This window comes from Mucilaginibacter sabulilitoris, assembly GCF_034262375.1.
GTDB lineage: Bacteria > Bacteroidota > Bacteroidia > Sphingobacteriales > Sphingobacteriaceae > Mucilaginibacter > Mucilaginibacter sabulilitoris.
Window position 1 is genome coordinate 7,522,499 of sequence record NZ_CP139558.1, and the last position, 14,908, is coordinate 7,537,406.

Consider the following 14,908-nt stretch of genomic DNA (forward strand, 5'->3'; position numbering starts at 1 on the left):
CAGCCTTTCTGATGGGGTCCTGAAACAAGTTCAGGATGACTTGCAGTATGCTATTCTTCTTTTGGCTTCGGTGGTATATTTTTCATATTAAACCTGGGTTTATACGCAGGTTTCGTTGTTGTTGAATCTGACTCTGCCGAGGGCTCCGATGGCTTATTGCTTTCATCTTCTGCCGGTGCTTTTTCAGCGGGTTTTTCTTCCGGTTCAGCAGGTTTGGGCTTTACCATGCCAGCCTGAAATCTGGGTTTGTAAGCAGGTTTGGCAGCTGGAGTCTCCGTTTCAGGGGTAATTTCCGGGTCGGATTGAACCTCCGGTCTTTCTTCGGCTGCCGGCTCATTTTCTGCCGGCTTGGGTTTTATCATTGCGGCATTAAAGCGGGGCTTAAACCCAAGCTTTGCAGTAGGTTGTTCTGTGGCCGACTTATTTTCCTCGTTTTTTGATTCCTGTTTTTCTTCGGCTGTTGGTGCGTTTTCCACAGGTTTTGGTTTTACCATTGCTGCGTTAAAACGAGGTTTAAATCCAGGCTTTGCAGTAGGTTGTTCAGCAGCGGGTTTTGTTTCCTCGTTTTTAGGTTCGGGGGTCTCCTCCGGTTTAGAGGCGCTTTCAGCGGGCTTTGGCTTTACCATACCGGGATTAAAGCGCGGTTTAAACCCCGGCTTTGGCGCGGTTTGTTCAACCGCTGGAGTAGATTCTTCCGGTTTTGGTTCTTCGGGCTTTGTCTCAACTGGTTTGGCGGCATTAGCTGCCCTGAATTTTGGTGCGAAGCCCAGTTTTGGCGCCGGTGCTGCGGGTTCGGCTAAACTTTCGGTAATGGTTTGCTCGGCCAGTTGGTTTTCTATTACTACTTTCTCTGCTTTTACTTCCGGTGCAGCCGGGAACTGCCTTCTTAACTTATTAAACCAATATTTTTTGGTATGGTCGAAACTTTTTTCCCCCATTTGCTCATAATGAGTTTTAAATTCAGAAAACAGCGACTGCTCACCCTGCTGCAGGGCCACCAGATCAATCTTTTTCTTCTTAAAAAACTCTTCGAAAGTCATAATTTTAGATTTGAGATGTGAAATATGAGATGTGAGACAATTTTCGCCTCAGTATCTCATATTTCACATCTAATATCTCATATCTATTAAAAGGCCACATCAATATCCAGCTGGTTAAAATGGATACCTTTGTCGGTTTGCTTCCAGTCTTCCCGCTCCTCATCGGTAGCATTCATCAGTTTAGGAAACCATTCCAGCGGAAAAGCCTGTTGCTTGCCATCTGGTTTTTCAACAAAAAGCAGACCGTTGGCAAAAGTTACTTTTACCTTCTTCTCTTCTTTACGCGAACTAAATAGTGGCATGGTGGTAATTATTAACCCCGTCATTGAGGTACGAAGTAATCTCTACATAAGCAGTTCAAATATGCTTTTCCATTTGCTCTGTATAGCTTAGAGATTGCTTCGTACCTCGCAATGACGCTTAGTGAAAAAATTAGAATTATTCTGCCATATTGTGATAAACCGCCTGCACGTCGTCGTCCTCTTCCAGTTTATCAATTAGCTTCATGATATCGGCAACCTGCTCTTCGGTAACATCGTGGAACGATTGTGGCACACGCTCCAATTTAGCCGATTTTACTTCAACGCCCAATTCTTCCAGCGCTTTTTGCATCTTACCAAAATCTTCAAAGGCGGTGTGTATTACACCAATATCATTTCCTTCTTCATCCGCCTCCACAAATAAATCTTCTAGTCCTGCATCAATCAGTTCAAATTCCAGTTCTTCCAGATCCTTGTCGCCTGGCACAAATGTAAAAACCGATTTACGGGTAAAAATGAAATCCAGCGAACCTGTTTTACCTAATGACCCGCCTGTTTTAGTAAAGTAACTACGTACATTAGCCACGGTGCGGTTAGTATTATCGGTAGCAGTTTCAACCAATACAGCTACACCATGAGGCGCGTAACCTTCATAAACAAGTTCTTCGTAATCTTTTTCATCGCGGCTTGTAGCCCTTTTTATAGCCGCTTCTACGCGGTCTTTAGGCATGTTTACTGCTTTGGCATTTTGTACCGCAGTTCTTAAACGCGAATTGGTGTTAACGTCACCGCCGCCCGCTTTTACGGCCATTACAATCTCTTTACCTAAACGTGTAAACTGCACGGCCATTTTAGCCCAGCGCTTAAATTTTCTTTCTTTGCGGAATTCAAATGCTCTTCCCATGTTTTCTTAGTTCATTGTTCATGACTGATCGTTCATAGATCAACCCAAGTATTTATAACTTGCTCACCCCAATTAAGGGTAAAGTGGTTAAATATAATATTTGTTTTATATAAGTTTCAAACCCTTAGTTTTTGCTTTACGCTTCGGCCTTAGCTTATATGATATTTTTTAAATTACTCAGCATATCACTGGTCATAGCCGCCAGATCATATTCCAGTTTCCAACCCCAATCCCTTTGCGCGTAACTATCATCAATAGACTTAGGCCAGCTATCGGCAATTGCCTGCCGTGGGTCATTATCTGCATAACTGATCTCAAAACCCGGTATCAGCTTTTTTATTTCGCCTGCCAGCTGGGTTGGTGTAAAGCTTAAACCGGCCAGGTTGTATGATGAGCGTATGGTAATCTGATCTGCCGGGGCGTCCATTAATGATATGGTGGCCCTGATGGCGTCATCCATATACATCATAGGCAAAGCGGTATCGGCCGAAAGAAAACTTTCATACTTTCCTTTTTTCAAAGCTTCGTGAAATATATGTACGGCATAATCGGTGGTACCGCCGCCTGGGTTAGCCCGCCAGCCAATAAGCCCCGGATAACGGATGCTGCGCACATCGAGCCCGTATTTTGTAAAATAATACTCGCACCAGCGTTCGCCGGCCAGTTTGCTGAAACCATAAACAGTATTAGGATCCATCACACAATACTGCGGCGTATGAAACTGCGGCGAATTAGGCCCAAAAACTGCTATAGAACTTGGCCAGAAAACTTTGGCGGTTTTAAACTCCACGGCAAAATCAAGTATATGTATGAGCCCCGTCATATTGAGGTCCCACGCCATTTTTGGTTTTTGTTCGCCTATGGCCGATAATATGGCTGCCAGCAAATAAACCTGTGTAGGGCGGTGTTTATCAAAAATATGATGCAGATTATCTTTATCGAGCACATTTACAAGCTCATACGGACCACTATGGCGTATGGCATAACCGGGGTCATTAATATCAGATGCTATGACATTTTCGGCTCCGTGAATGCCTCGTAAAGCTACAACCAGTTCTGTCCCTATCTGGCCGTTGGCACCAATCACTAAAATCTTTTCGCTCATGTAATTTTGAGTTTAGGCAAAGGTAAAAATTTGAGCGAAATCCGTTATACTTTACTAAAACAAAGGTTTATATACCAAACAGATAGATAATGTGGTTAATAAAACCAAAAAAAATCGCATATTTGGGGTTTAAAGTTTCAACTATACAAAATAAATAAAAATGAGCTGCCGTGAGGTAGCCTGAGTACAATCAAAAACAAATAAACAAAATGAAAGTCGCAGTAGTAGGTGCTACAGGATTAGTAGGCACCAAAATGTTGCAGGTTCTTGCAGAACGCAACTTCCCCGTTACAGAATTAATTCCCGTAGCTTCAGAGAAAAGTATTGGTAAAGAAATTACTTTTAAGGGTAAGCAATTTAAGGTGGTTTCTGTTGAGGATGCGATTAAGATGAAGCCGGACGTAGCAATTTTCTCGGCCGGCGGAAGCACTTCATTACAGCAGGCACCTTTATTCGCAGCTGCCGGTACAACCGTTATTGATAATTCATCAGCATGGCGCATGGACCCTACCAAAAAACTGGTAGTGCCCGAGGTTAATGCCAATGTACTTACCGCTGATGACAAGATCATTGCCAACCCAAATTGCTCAACCATACAAATGGTAGTGGCCTTAAAACCGCTGCACGATAAATACAAAATTAAAAGGGTAGTGGTTTCTACCTATCAGTCAGTAACCGGTACCGGTGTTAAGGCGGTTGATCAGTTATTTAACGAACGCAAAGGTATCGACGGACCAAAGGTTTATCCTTATACTATCGACCTGAATGTAATTCCACAGATTGATGTTTTCACCGAGAATGGTTATACTAAGGAAGAAATGAAAATGATCCTGGAAACCAAAAAGATCATGGGTGATGACTGTATTAAGGTTACCGCTACAACCGTACGTATCCCGGTGATGGGCGGTCACTCAGAATCGGTGAACATTGAGTTTGCCAATGATTTTGACCTTACCGAAGTTCGCGAACTGCTGGCCAAATCGCCGGGCATTGTAGTAGTTGATGATCCTGCAAACCTGCAATATCCAATGCCACTTGACGCGCACGATAAAGATGAAGTTTTTGTGGGCCGTATCCGCCGAGATGAAACCCAGGACAATACTTTGAATTGCTGGATAGTATCAGACAACCTGCGTAAAGGTGCTGCTACCAACGCTGTACAAATTGCAGAATACCTTGCCGCTGCCCAGTTAATTGGCCAGCCGGTTGAAGCATAAGCAGAATAATTTAAATAAGATAATTGATAGGGATGATCAGCTGATTATCCCTATTTTTATTTACAGGCGTAAGCTCTTTTCAAAAAACAGTTTGACGGCTTACCAATTTCTATTACTTTGCACCAACCTATAATTTTATCAGCCGCATTTATCTTTTTTTATGTAACTTGTTTGGAATGAAAACCATTAAGCTGATAGTTATTTTCTGTTGTTGTTTAACTTCGGCTCACCTGTTTGCGCAAAACAGTCCGCAGTCAATTGAGAGCGATCTGCTCCGGATACTCAAAAGAGTAAATTATTACGGCGCACACAAAAAAGACTGGAAGGCTATAGACTCGCTGCAAAAGCAGAATAAGATTTTTGCATTTAAGCTAAAGTATTATACCTCCAAATATCCCGAAACGATTAGCCAGCCTTTTACCTCATTAGTAAAAGAACGTTTGGTTATTGCCACCTCTGCCGATGGTATTTTCCGTACATACTCGTGGAATACACAGCTGGGGACAAAAGGATTTGATATTTATAATGTATTACAATACAAAAATAACGGACAAACCATATCACTTTTAAAAATGGACACCATTGGTAAAAAGGGATATATGCCGCTTTGGTATTCAAAAATCTTCACCTTTACAGCTAACAATAAAACTTATTATTTGACTACATATAATTCGGTTTATTCGCCTGCAAAAGTAGGTCAAGGTCTAAAGGTATTTACCATTGATAAAGGTAAGCTCATTGGCAATCCGCCGTTTATAAAAACTCCAACCGGTGTGTACAGCCAGCTACATTATGATTTTGATGTAAGCTCAATAGCCGACTGGAAATCATACCCGGCCATTTATTTTGACAAGACGGCTCAAACCATTCATACTCCGCTTGTAGATTATAATCATAAAATGACCCATAAATTGATCACCTATAAATTTACTGGCCGCTTTTTTGAAAAGTTAAAATAATAACTTAGCCAAATGATATCCTTTGCCCATCGCGTTTTTATGGAAGTTGCTGCCAACCTTAGTTTTAGCAAGGCCGCGCAGGTGCTGTTTGTAACACAACCCGCTATAAGCAAGCACATTAAAGCACTGGAAGATCAGTATAAAGTTCCTTTGTTTGAGCGTAAAAGCAACAGCATACTGCTTACCGAGGCCGGCAGTAAATTGAACGAGTACCTGCAGCAGGCCACCGAAATTGAACGGAAGATAGAGTATGATCTTTCGGTATTAAGTAACCTATCACAAGCTGCGGGTCATTTGCGATTGGGGGCCAGCACCACTATTGCATTGTATATTTTACCATCTATATTATCGGGTTTTCAGCGTGAGTATGCCAATGTTGATGTGCAGCTGGTAAACCGCAATTCAGAGTATATCCTTAACGCCTTGCTTAATCACGAGGTGGATATCGGCATTATTGAGGTTGATAATAAGCTCACCACTGTATCATACACACCTTTTATGAGCGATGAGGTGATACCGGTGTGTTCGGCTAAAAGTCCGCTGGCGGGTAAATCATTAACTTTAAAACAGCTGGTAAAAACACCAATGGCGGTAAGGGAACGCGGCTCAGGTACGCTCAATGCCGTATTAAAATCATTATCTGCACACCACATTAAACCGGCTGATCTTTCGGTAAAGATCAGGCTTGGGGGTACCGAAGCGCTGAAGAATTTTATCCTGGCCGATCAGTGCCTTGGTTTTATGCCGCGTCCATCCATTGTACGCCAGCTGGCCGAAGGCGACCTGGTGGAAGTTCCGGTTGAAGGATTAAAGATCACCCGAGATTTCTTTTTCATCCGCCGCAAAGGGACGGAGGATTACGGGTTAACCAGCAATTTTATCAATTTTGCGCTGGGGCATATTGGGAGAAAAGCAGATTCGATCTGATTACCTCCACAAAGACTCACCCGACGATCGCTTCGCTGGATCACACTCTACAGCTTCGCCGCAAAGAGTGTTAAGGAAAAAGATATTTATTTTTTCATGCATTTTTTTATTTCACGTCGGTATTGTTATCCCCCGTCCAAAACAAAGTCCCTCTTTACGGCGAAGCTGTAGAGAGTGTGACCGAGCGTAGCGATGGTCGGGTGAGTCCACTCTGAGTCCTGTTCAATATGCTTACTCCAATCCTACTAGTTTCAAATAAATAAAACTATCGGCCAATCTACCTGTAATTATATTATACTTAATTTTTATAATTTAAAATTAAAAAATAATATTATTATGGCAAGTTTAAGTAACAGAAGAGTAGCTATCCTAACCGAAGAAGGATTTGAACAAGTAGAGCTCACAAGCCCTAAAGCAGCACTTCAACAAGCCGGTGCAACGGTAGATGTGGTATCGCCCAAAAGCGGTACCATTAAGGCATGGGATAAAACCAACTGGGGTATTACTGTTAATATAGATAAACAACTAAACGAAGTAAGTCCGGATGATTATGATGCCCTCGTATTGCCCGGTGGTGTATTAAATCCGGATAAACTGAGACAAAATCAAGACGCGGTTGCCTTTGCCGCGGTATTTTTAAGCGAAGGCAAACCCATCGCCGCCATTTGCCATGGCCCGCAATTGCTCATTGAAACCAAGCTGATCAAGGGACGTAGACTTACCTCATACCCGTCACTGCAAACCGACCTCAAAAATGCCGGCGCCGATTGGGTTGATGAACAGGTTGTGGTTGATAATGGACTGGTAACCAGTCGCCGGCCCGATGACCTGGATGCGTTTAACGCTAAAATGATAGAAGAAATTGGTGAGGGGATACATCATGAAGCTTAAATAATTGAATGCCTGGCACTCATAAATTCGGCTTTTTCTAATAAAAAAGCACATATTTGGTACAATCTTAATTGATTGTACCATTTTTGTTACATAGCGATTATCTTTATGATATGGCTGCGAAAAAAGCTTTGATAATTGGTGCCGGGATTGCCGGAATTGCTACGGCAATACGCCTGGCCCTAAAAGGTTACCGGGTTGAGGTTTTCGAAGCTAACTGTTACCCGGGCGGTAAATTGTCTATATTGGAAATGGATGAATTCAGGTTTGATGCCGGCCCCAGTTTATTTACTATGCCCCAGTATGTAGATGAACTGTTTAAACTGGCCGGTAAAAACCCAGAAGATTATTTTAAATACCAAAAGCTTGATACGGTTTGTCGTTATTTTTATGAAGACGGTACGCAACTAACCGCTTATGCCGATGCAAATAAGTTTGCAAATGAAATTAGTAAAGCCACCGGCGAACCAGTTGAAGCAGTAAAGAAACACCAGGCCAACAGCAGTAACATTTATAATATTACTAATCACGTTTTCCTGGAAAGGTCGCTGCATAACATTAAAACTTATTTAAGCAGGGATGCTTTACAGTCCGTTTTTAAATTTGCCCAGATAGATGCCTTCCGAACAATGCACAAGGCCAATGATGCATCTTTTAAAAGCGATTACCTGGTGCAGTTTTATGACCGCTATGCCACCTATAACGGGTCAAACCCCTACACCGCGCCGGCTACGCTTAACGTTATACCGCACCTGGAGCAGCATTATGGTGCTTATTTTCCTGACGATGGCATGTACAGTATTATTACCAGCCTGGTAAAACTGGCCGAATCGTTATGGGTAAATTTTTATTACCAGTCGCCTGTTGATGAAATTGTGTTAAAGAATGACAAGGCCGAAGGCATAAAGGTTAATGATAAACTAATAACAGGCGATCTGGTGGTATCTAATATGGACGTATGGTTTACTTACAGTAAACTATTAAAGGCCCATCCGCGTTTACATCCCAAAAAAACATTGAACCAGGAGCGCAGCAGTTCGGCATTGATATTTTATTGGGGTATAAGAAAACAATTTAAAGAGCTCGACCTGCATAATGTGTTTTTCAGTACCGATTACAAAGCAGAATTTGATCATATCTGGAAAAAGAAGAGCATATTTCATGATCCTACAGTTTACCTTAACATCAGCTCAAAGTACAAACCCGACGACGCGCCAGAGGGTTGCGAGAATTGGTTTGTAATGATCAATGTACCCGCTAATACCGGTCAGGATTGGGATAGCATGATCATTGAAGCACGCTTCAATATATTAAGAAAACTCACCCGCATATTGGGCGAACACGTAAGCGATCTGATATTGTGCGAGAGTATCCTCGACCCCTGGGGCATTGAAAGCAAAACATCATCATACCAGGGTTCGCTTTATGGCACCAGTTCAAACAGTAAGTTTGCCGCCTTTTTAAGGCATCCAAACAAGTCGCCTAAAATTAGTAACCTGTATTTTTGCGGCGGTAGTGTGCACCCTGGCGGTGGTATCCCACTTTGCCTGCTTTCGGCCAAAATTGTGAGCGATTTGGTTGAAGCTAAATCCTGACTACATACTATGACCTTCTGCTAACCTTTTTCTTTTAAAAGAGAGATATATTTGTGATATGAATCTTCAACTTTTTGACAAACAGGTTTACACCGATCGCAGAAATATATTAAAGCAAAAAATTGGTTCAGATGGCATTATCCTTTTGCTGGGCAATGAGGATAGCAGCATGAACTATAAAGACAATCCTTACCCTTTCAGGCAAGACAGCAGCTTTCTTTATTATTTCGGGTTGGACGTGCAGTCGCTGGCTGCTGTTATTGACACCGATACCGGCGAAGAAGTGATTTTTGGGAACGAGCTGAGCATGGATGATATTATCTGGACAGGCACGTTGCCTTCGGTTCAGGAAATAGCCGCTATGGTGGGCGTTACCCAAACCAAACCTTATGATCAGGTAACACATTATGTGCATAAAGCCATAACATCGGGCAGGCGTGTTCATATTTTGCCACCATACCGTCCCGAAAATAAAATAAAACTGGCCGGTTGGCTCAATGTAAGTCTGCAGGATGTAACAGACCATGTATCCCTCAAACTCGTTAAAGCTGTTATAGCACAGCGTGTTATTAAATCGCCGCTGGAGATTCAGGAAATGGAAAAGGCGGTTTCTATCAGTGTTGATATGCAACTGGCCGTTATAAAAAGCACCCGTCCCGGCATTAAGGAATATGAATTAGTGGCTAAAGCTAATGAAGTTGCCATAGCGGCCAATGGCCGTTTGGGTTACGGCGCCATAATAACCACGCATGGGCAAACGCTGCATACCCACTATTACGGCAATACCCTGCATGATGGGCACATGGTTTTAAGCGACATAGGCGCCGAAAATGAAATGCATTATGGCGGCGACCTTACCCGTACCTTCCCGGTTGGACGAAGTTTTACCAACCGCCAGAAAGAATTGTACGAGGTGGTGCTTACCGCTATGGACCATGCCATAAGTATGCTTAAACCGGGAGTAAAGTATAAGGATATTCACCTTGCTGCCTCGCAGAAACTGGTTGAGGGCTTAACACAGGTAAACCTCATGAAGGGCAATGCCGCCGAAGCGGTTGCCGCGGGCGCGCATACCATGTTTTTTCAATGTGGCTTAGGGCACATGCTGGGGATGGATACCCATGATATGGAAGACCTTGGCGAACAATATGTTGGCTACACCGATACATTGAAAAAGGAAACAATATTCGGACTTAAATCGCTACGTTTGGGCCGCGAACTGGAAGCCGGTTATGTGTTAACTGTTGAACCCGGAATTTATATCATCCCCGAGCTGATTGACCGCTGGCAGGCCGAAAAGAAGTATGCCGATTTTATAAACTACGATGTGCTGAATACCTACCGCGATTTCGGCGGTATCCGTATTGAAGATAACTTTTTGATAACTGATACCGGCAGCCATCTGCTGGGTAAATATTTACCTAAGACTTTAAAAGAAATTGAGGGATTGAAAGGGTAAATCATCCACATGTCATTGCGAGGTACGAAGCAATCGCGAACTATGCAAATGGTTCTGTACAGTATGAGATTGCCACGCTATCGCTCGCAATGACATATTTTGTAAAGGCAGAAAATCTTAATTCTCCCTAACCATTTTCTCCAGGGCGTCGATCCAGATGGGCGAATCATTAAGGCTTTCTACCAGCTGTACTTTTTCACCACCGAGGGCTTTAAACTCGTCGCCGTATTCTGTGGTTACTTCATAAACGGTTTCCAGGCAGTCGGCCACAAACGCCGGGCAAAATACCAGCAGGCTTTTCTTGCCCTCTTTGGCCAGTCTGGCAACAATCTCGCTGGTATAAGGCTGTACCCATGGATCACTGCCCAGGCGCGACTGAAAACAAATGGTATATTTTTCTTTAGGGATATTTAATTTCTCCGCTATCAGCTTCGCGGTTTGGTGTGATTGTGCCGAATAGCAAAACTTATTTGCTTCGGTGATGGTCTGGCAGCAATCGCTCGCTTTTAAACAATGCAGATGGGTGTGATCTGCTTTAACAAGCTGCCTTTGTGGCAAGCCATGAAAGCTAAACAGCACGTGGTCATACGTTTGCGGATTATGTTTTAGCGCGTTATCGGCAAAGGTAGCTATCATGCCCTCATTATCATGGAACGAATTAATGAAAGATACATTTGGCTTAGTTGGCCACTGCGACAATAACTCCATCACTTTATCATAAACAGAACCGGTACTGGCCGAGGCATATTGCGGAAACAAAGGTATAACCTGTATATCATCAACTAACGCCGCTTTAAGCCGGTCAAGAGCCGATGCTATGGATGGGTTCTGGTAACGCATGGCCAATTCTACTATGTATTCATCGCCCAGGCGCTGCTGCAATGCTTTTTGTTGTAAAAGACTATAGTGCATTAAAGGCGAACCTGTTTTATCGTCCCAGATGGCGCGGTATAATTTGGCTGATTTTGGCGCCCTGAAAGGAGTAATAACACCCCTAACCAGCAAAGTCCGGGAGATGGGATTGATGTCAATTACCCGCGGATCCATTAAAAACTCATTCAGATAAGTACGCACATCTGCCGTTGAGGGGCTATCGGGCGTACCCAAATTCACCAATAAAACTGCTTTTTTACCCATAACTGTGACTGCAAAAATAAAAAATAAAAGCCCCCTAACTCCCTGAAGGGGGAACAAATTACAAATAAATGATTACAAGAGTGCTGAGGAAGAGATGAGATGACATGACGCACAACATTTCTGCGCCCTGTCATCTCGGAGGTACGAGGAGAGATCCTGTATGCGGGAAATATCAGACCTACAAGATTTCTCCCTTCGATTTCTATGATTTAAGCAACTAATTTCTGATAATTTTTTTCGTAAGGTCTGTTTTGGTTGACGCAGGCGAAAAGGCGTAATATGAGTTTGTTCCTAACGGCATTAATGACACTCATTTTATTCTTTTTTTCCTGCAATACCTTTCGTTGGTAAAAGCGTTTTAGATCTTGGTTATGCTGTATAGCAACTATGGCTGCAAGATGTAGGAGCGTTTTTACTTTTTTGTTGGCCATATGCGATACCCTGGCCTTTTTAACAACCTTACCGGAGTTATCTGTAAAAGGTGCTACGCCTGAATAACAAGCGAACTTTTTAGGGTCGCTAATGTCCTTGAATTCGTTGGTAGTAACAATGACCTGAACGGCAGTTACTTTGCCAATGCCGCTTACTGAGGTTGCCAGTTTGAATATCCGGGTTAATTCTTTGTCCGCTATAATAACTTCTTCTATAGCCCGCTCTGTCCTGGCTATGTCGCTTTCGATCGCCTTTAAGGAATGGCTGCAGGCTTGTAGGTTCTGCTTGCTGGTTTTGCCGGGACTGAAAGACGCATGCTCTTTTAGTGGCACTTTCAATTGTTTTTTAACAGTTATCAACCGTAACCGGGTAGCTGCAAGATGGGCAAGTTGCTGCACAGCTTCGCGCTTAGGCTCCCATAAGCGCAGCCCTTCGCGCTCCTTATAAGCATACCAGGCGATACGCATGGCATCTACCTTGTCATTCTTGCCCCGGATATTCCCTAATGAGTTCTTGATCTGGGTAGCTGCTTGTAAGCAAATGTGTGCCTTCTTTTTATGCAGGCAAGCCAAAGCATGGTTGTTATAAATGCCGGTATGCTCCATGCAGAAAATAGCTTTGCTTAAGCTGAACCCAGGAAGTTTTCCCAACTCCTTGAGAAATGTATTGATTGCTGCCGGAGCGTTAGCAATTTCCTGGTGGAATAGAAACCGGCTGCCTTGCTGAACAGCAAAGTCCAATTCGTTTTTGGACACATCGATACCAATGAAAAATTCAAATTCCATATCTTTACCCTGTTTATGTTAGTAAACAGTTAACATGTTTTAAACTACATCAATTCCTTACTAATGAGCCTCGTAAACTCTAATTTCTATTTGATGCTACAGTTTAAAACAAGCGGTAAAGGAGTAAATCGAACGATAGGCCTACATGCCTGGAAATGACAATAATGCGCCTTTACCGCTGTTAACTTTATCCACAAAATCTAAGGTTATTAACAAAGAAAAAGAAGCAAAAAGAAAGCTTCAACAATAATAATAACCCTTATTATCTTGTTGAAGCTAATCTAAAGGGAAATGACAAGATAAGAAAAGAGTGTCATGCTGAGCTCTGTCGAAGCATGGTAGACAGGCCTCTACGCGATCCTTCGACAAGCTGACTGACAGCCGCTCACAAACTGTCGCTATCGCTCCCACAAGCCGGATGCCTAGGAGAGCGAGGAGGATGATAAGCTGAGATAGATGCAGCCATGCTCCGTAGGAGCTACCTATTTGTAGTAAAAATGGTTAGTTCACCTTTGCCTCGTGGAGGCTACCCGTTCATAAACCTATGTATTGGGGTAGCTCCTACGGAGCATTATTACTTGGGTAATGTTTATTTAAAATTCACTTGTCCAATACTCCCCCTTTAGGGGGCTGGGGGGCCCTCCACAGCATCCACCACGGGGTTCCTGGCGAGTCATGGTGCTCATAGTGGTAACCAAAAAAGTAACAGCTAAAAAATGCGGCCACGTGATTTTTCGCCTGGCTCCGGGCGAAATACTTATTGTCGTGCTCACCTTTATGTGGCTGATAAGTACCGAAATAAAACAACTGCAATGTACTAAGCAGCGATGGCACCACCCAAAACATAATGAGGTTAGGCTGCGGGATCCATATTTTTAAAATATTAAACAAAACAGCCATTACCACAATTTGCCAAACCGAAAGATAATTGCGGATAAACGTTACATACCAGCCCCAGAAGCCACCTTCGTGATAATCGGGGTCGTCATGGGTATGTACATGATCATGGTGCTGATGATGTTTGGTGTACAATTTAGGGTACCAGAATGAGGCATATAAAAAAGTACAAACATAGCCTATAAGGTTATTTGCGGTACGGTTGGGAGAAACAGTGCCGTGCATGGCATCGTGCGCGGTAATGAACAAGCCGGTATACAAATGCATCTGCACCAGCACAAATAAATAAACCAGCGGATTTGCAAAGCTGAAGTGCCACTGCATCAGCACGATGATTGACACAGCCCAGCTGCCAAGTACAAGCAGGGCGATAAGTAAACCAATATTTGAAGGACTTTTTTGCATGTATATGATATAACAGCAAAAAGCGTGCTGTTAAAATTGTTCGAGCGCGGTTTTTACCTCCTGCATCAGCCACATGGGTGTTGAGGTGGCCCCTGCTATGCCTATGGTATCATTAGCCGAAAACATGGTTTTATCCAGCTCACTTGCCGAGGATATGAAATAAGTATTAGGGTTGTTTTTGCGGCACACTTCAAATAGCACTTTCCCGTTTGATGATTTACGGCCCGATACAAAAACTATCTTATCAAACCGGCTTACAAATTTGGGCAAGTCCTTATCACGGTTTGAAACCTGGCGGCAAATGGTATCATTAGCTTTCAGGTTATACCCCCGGGCTATCAGCTCATCCTTTACACTATAAAACTTTTCCATGCTTTTAGTGGTCTGGGTGTACAGGGTGATATTTTGGGGTAATTCAACATCGTCCAGTTCGGCAATGTCCTGAAAAACTACGGCTTCATTATTGGTTTGCCCTTCAAGGCCAATTACCTCGGCATGGCCATGCTTGCCGAATATCAATATCTTCTCGTTAGCATCGTAAGAAGTTTTTATCCTGTTTTGCAGTTTTAAAACAACCGGGCACGACGCATCAATAAGTGTTATATTATTTTCTAGGGCTATGCGGTAAGTGTCGGGAGCCTCGCCGTGCGCACGTATCAACACCTTTTCGTTATGCAGGTCGCCAAGCTGGGCATGTTCAATAATGCGCAGCCCCCTGGCTTTCAACCGTTCAACCTCTTCATCGTTATGCACAATATCGCCCAGGCAATACAGGTAACCCTCTTCAGCCAGTATTTCTTCGGCCATATCTATGGCATATACTACCCCAAAGCAAAAGCCCGAATCCTGATCTATAGTAACCTTTAACTGATACTCTCCCATTGCATTACAAATT

At 43.1% G+C, this 14,908-nt stretch carries 14 protein-coding genes; 6 read left to right on the forward strand and 8 right to left on the reverse strand.

Annotated features, from left to right (window positions below; all coding sequences use genetic code 11):
- Positions 1 to 50 precede the first annotated feature (50 nt).
- The 4 genes from SNE25_RS31665 to SNE25_RS31680 form a co-directional block, all read right to left on the reverse strand.
- Positions 51 to 1,040, reverse strand: a complete 990-nt coding sequence (locus tag SNE25_RS31665) for a hypothetical protein (protein ID WP_321563006.1) — start codon at positions 1,038 to 1,040, stop codon at positions 51 to 53.
- Positions 1,041 to 1,126: 86 nt separating this feature from the next.
- Entirely contained in the window at positions 1,127 to 1,342 is a 216-nt protein-coding gene (locus SNE25_RS31670; protein WP_321563007.1) for a DUF2442 domain-containing protein, read from the reverse strand.
- Between the two features lie 136 nt (positions 1,343 to 1,478).
- Positions 1,479 to 2,204, reverse strand: coding sequence for a YebC/PmpR family DNA-binding transcriptional regulator (locus tag SNE25_RS31675; protein ID WP_321563008.1), 726 nt, complete (start codon positions 2,202 to 2,204; stop codon positions 1,479 to 1,481).
- Positions 2,205 to 2,358: 154 nt separating this feature from the next.
- Positions 2,359 to 3,309 carry an NAD-dependent epimerase/dehydratase family protein gene (locus SNE25_RS31680; RefSeq protein ID WP_321563009.1) on the reverse strand — a complete coding sequence of 317 codons (951 nt, stop codon included), beginning with the start codon at positions 3,307 to 3,309 and terminating at the stop codon, positions 2,359 to 2,361.
- Between the two features lie 209 nt (positions 3,310 to 3,518).
- Between SNE25_RS31680 and SNE25_RS31685 the strand changes: the two genes are divergently transcribed.
- The 6 genes from SNE25_RS31685 to SNE25_RS31710 all read left to right on the forward strand — a co-directional run bounded on the left by SNE25_RS31685 (position 3,519) and on the right by SNE25_RS31710 (position 10,357).
- A complete protein-coding gene (locus SNE25_RS31685) occupies positions 3,519 to 4,526 on the forward strand; it encodes an aspartate-semialdehyde dehydrogenase (RefSeq protein WP_321563010.1) in 1,008 nt (335 codons plus the stop codon).
- Between the two features lie 176 nt (positions 4,527 to 4,702).
- On the forward strand, positions 4,703 to 5,485 hold the full coding sequence (locus SNE25_RS31690) for a hypothetical protein (RefSeq protein WP_321563011.1): 783 nt from the start codon (positions 4,703 to 4,705) through the stop codon (positions 5,483 to 5,485).
- A 12-nt stretch (positions 5,486 to 5,497) separates the two neighbouring features.
- On the forward strand, positions 5,498 to 6,412 hold the full coding sequence (locus tag SNE25_RS31695; RefSeq protein ID WP_321563012.1) for a LysR substrate-binding domain-containing protein: 915 nt from the start codon (positions 5,498 to 5,500) through the stop codon (positions 6,410 to 6,412).
- A gap of 336 nt (positions 6,413 to 6,748) precedes the next feature.
- On the forward strand, positions 6,749 to 7,303 hold the full coding sequence (locus tag SNE25_RS31700; RefSeq protein ID WP_321563013.1) for a type 1 glutamine amidotransferase domain-containing protein: 555 nt from the start codon (positions 6,749 to 6,751) through the stop codon (positions 7,301 to 7,303).
- Between the two features lie 113 nt (positions 7,304 to 7,416).
- The gene (gene crtD / locus SNE25_RS31705) at positions 7,417 to 8,898 is read left to right on the forward strand and encodes a 1-hydroxycarotenoid 3,4-desaturase CrtD (protein WP_321563014.1); all 1,482 of its coding nucleotides are present in this window, start codon (positions 7,417 to 7,419) and stop codon (positions 8,896 to 8,898) included.
- A 58-nt stretch (positions 8,899 to 8,956) separates the two neighbouring features.
- Positions 8,957 to 10,357: an aminopeptidase P family protein gene (locus SNE25_RS31710; protein ID WP_321563015.1), complete on the forward strand. Its 1,401-nt coding sequence runs from the start codon at positions 8,957 to 8,959 to the stop codon at positions 10,355 to 10,357.
- Positions 10,358 to 10,474: 117 nt separating this feature from the next.
- On the opposite strand, the gene hemH is transcribed toward SNE25_RS31710, so the two are convergent.
- The 4 genes from hemH to SNE25_RS31730 all read right to left on the reverse strand — a co-directional run bounded on the left by hemH (position 10,475) and on the right by SNE25_RS31730 (position 14,895).
- Positions 10,475 to 11,494: a ferrochelatase gene (hemH, locus tag SNE25_RS31715; protein WP_321563016.1), complete on the reverse strand. Its 1,020-nt coding sequence runs from the start codon at positions 11,492 to 11,494 to the stop codon at positions 10,475 to 10,477.
- 209 nt (positions 11,495 to 11,703) lie between these two features.
- Positions 11,704 to 12,711 (reverse strand): IS110 family RNA-guided transposase, encoded by a 1,008-nt coding sequence (locus SNE25_RS31720; protein ID WP_321563017.1) that lies wholly within the window; start codon positions 12,709 to 12,711, stop codon positions 11,704 to 11,706.
- A gap of 600 nt (positions 12,712 to 13,311) precedes the next feature.
- Complete coding sequence (locus tag SNE25_RS31725) at positions 13,312 to 14,013, reverse strand: fatty acid desaturase (protein ID WP_321563018.1); 702 nt, start codon at positions 14,011 to 14,013, stop codon at positions 13,312 to 13,314.
- Positions 14,014 to 14,043: 30 nt separating this feature from the next.
- A complete protein-coding gene (locus SNE25_RS31730; RefSeq protein ID WP_321563019.1) occupies positions 14,044 to 14,895 on the reverse strand; it encodes a 4-hydroxy-3-methylbut-2-enyl diphosphate reductase in 852 nt (283 codons plus the stop codon).
- Between the last annotated feature and the right edge of the window lie 13 nt (positions 14,896 to 14,908).

Bases quoted from the DNA above. Each gene is read 5' to 3' on its own strand.
- SNE25_RS31665 (WP_321563006.1), bottom strand. From the start codon at position 1,040: ATGACTTTCGAAGAGTTTTTTAAGAAGAAAAAGATTGATCTGGTGGCC.
- SNE25_RS31670 (WP_321563007.1), bottom strand. From the start codon at position 1,342: ATGCCACTATTTAGTTCGCGTAAAGAAGAGAAGAAGGTAAAAGTAACT.
- SNE25_RS31675 (WP_321563008.1), bottom strand. From the start codon at position 2,204: ATGGGAAGAGCATTTGAATTCCGCAAAGAAAGAAAATTTAAGCGCTGG.
- SNE25_RS31680 (WP_321563009.1), bottom strand. From the start codon at position 3,309: ATGAGCGAAAAGATTTTAGTGATTGGTGCCAACGGCCAGATAGGGACA.
- SNE25_RS31685 (WP_321563010.1), top strand. From the start codon at position 3,519: ATGAAAGTCGCAGTAGTAGGTGCTACAGGATTAGTAGGCACCAAAATG.
- SNE25_RS31690 (WP_321563011.1), top strand. From the start codon at position 4,703: ATGAAAACCATTAAGCTGATAGTTATTTTCTGTTGTTGTTTAACTTCG.
- SNE25_RS31695 (WP_321563012.1), top strand. From the start codon at position 5,498: ATGATATCCTTTGCCCATCGCGTTTTTATGGAAGTTGCTGCCAACCTT.
- SNE25_RS31700 (WP_321563013.1), top strand. From the start codon at position 6,749: ATGGCAAGTTTAAGTAACAGAAGAGTAGCTATCCTAACCGAAGAAGGA.
- crtD (WP_321563014.1), top strand. From the start codon at position 7,417: ATGGCTGCGAAAAAAGCTTTGATAATTGGTGCCGGGATTGCCGGAATT.
- SNE25_RS31710 (WP_321563015.1), top strand. From the start codon at position 8,957: ATGAATCTTCAACTTTTTGACAAACAGGTTTACACCGATCGCAGAAAT.
- hemH (WP_321563016.1), bottom strand. From the start codon at position 11,494: ATGGGTAAAAAAGCAGTTTTATTGGTGAATTTGGGTACGCCCGATAGC.
- SNE25_RS31720 (WP_321563017.1), bottom strand. From the start codon at position 12,711: ATGGAATTTGAATTTTTCATTGGTATCGATGTGTCCAAAAACGAATTG.
- SNE25_RS31725 (WP_321563018.1), bottom strand. From the start codon at position 14,013: ATGCAAAAAAGTCCTTCAAATATTGGTTTACTTATCGCCCTGCTTGTA.
- SNE25_RS31730 (WP_321563019.1), bottom strand. From the start codon at position 14,895: ATGGGAGAGTATCAGTTAAAGGTTACTATAGATCAGGATTCGGGCTTT.